1 protein-coding gene is annotated in these 468 nt (G+C 60.0%); it reads right to left on the bottom strand.

Going from position 1 to position 468, the window contains the following annotated elements; genetic code table 11:
• Nucleotides 1-468, bottom strand: a 468-nt coding sequence (locus ACTHUT_RS21885; protein ID WP_440419922.1) for an HAD-IC family P-type ATPase, incomplete at both ends; no start/stop codon positions are given.

Here is a 468-nt window from a genome sequence, read left to right as displayed (position 1 = left end):
ACTGCTTTGCCCATGCCGACCATAATCGCGGCATGGGTGGCCAGACCGAGCGCGCACGGACAGGCAATCACCAAAACGGCAACGGCGTGCATCAGCGCAACCGTCCAATCGCCTTTCACCATCCAAGTTGCGATAAAATTCAGAAGCGCGATGCCCACGACGGCAGGCACGAATACCGCCGCCGCTTTATCCGCCACACGCGCAATCGGTGCTTTACTACCTTGTGCTTCAGAGAGCGCATGCATCATGTCGCCGAGCAATGTTTGGCTGCCGAGTTGTGTGGCGCGGTACACCACGCTGCCTTCGGTCATCAACGCACCCGCCAACACTTTGCCGCCCGCTTTTTTCTCTTTGGGGTTGGATTCGCCGGTAAGATGGCTCTCATCCGCCCAACCGCTGCCGCTCTCGATGACGCCGTCGGCGGCAATGCGTTCGCCGTGGTTGGCGCGGATAAGGTCGCCGATTTGC

It is taken from the genome of Neisseria sp. P0022.S010 (assembly GCF_051956635.1).
Note: the sequence above shows the minus strand (reverse complement) of the source record. Positions and strands in the feature narration are given on the sequence as shown.